Consider the following 237-nt stretch of genomic DNA (forward strand, 5'->3'; position numbering starts at 1 on the left):
AAGTTTTGTATCACCAAAAGCTATTCCGCAAATCGTAGATACAGCTGAAGTTTTAGCGCAGTTAGATTTATCTAAAACCAAGAGCAAATTACTGGCAATAATAGCCAATACAAGAGGTGCCAATGATGCTTCAATACATTCTGAAATTGATTATTTAGGATTTCCATTTTCTATTTCAGAAAATTTTCAAATGCGTAATACGCACAAAACTATTGCACAATCTGTAGTAACACTTCA

The 237-nt window shown here is 32.9% G+C and carries 1 pseudogene; it reads left to right on the plus strand.

Going from position 1 to position 237, the window contains the following annotated elements:
* Nucleotides 1–237: pseudogene (locus ACRHNM_RS18135) on the plus strand (hydroxymethylglutaryl-CoA lyase); the annotation flags it as partial.

This window comes from Psychroserpens mesophilus (assembly GCF_050617655.1).
Lineage (GTDB): Bacteria > Bacteroidota > Bacteroidia > Flavobacteriales > Flavobacteriaceae > Psychroserpens > Psychroserpens mesophilus_A.